The sequence below is a fragment of the Gilvimarinus sp. 1_MG-2023 genome, assembly GCF_030548285.1.
Map to the genome: position 1 here is coordinate 1 of NZ_JAUOSC010000745.1, position 295 is coordinate 295.

The 295-nt window shown below is 53.6% G+C and carries 1 protein-coding gene; it reads left to right on the top strand.

Features of this window, described 5'->3' with window-relative positions; genetic code table 11:
- Positions 1–295 (top strand): hypothetical protein (locus tag Q4563_RS18860; RefSeq protein ID WP_303605603.1); only part of this gene is annotated, 295 nt, incomplete at both ends.

Below are 295 nucleotides of genomic sequence, written 5' to 3' on the forward strand. Positions count from 1 at the left end.
GGTACAGGTCGGTACAGACTTTACTTCCCTTAGCAGCAGCGAACAGGCTGCCGCATTGGCCAGCCCGATACAGCTGACACTGGCTTCCAGCACGAAGCTGGTGGCCACTAGCAACAACGATACCGAACTGGTGATTCAACCTGATGCTCAGTTGCGTGTAGCTGGTTTAAGTGCTGCCGCTGTCGAATTAGGTGTAGGTCTTTCTGGCGATATTACCTCAAGTTGGCGTGGTATTACCGTTAATGGCCACAGCGACGCCGAGCAACAGCTGGATATTCACTACCTGCGCCTGTTC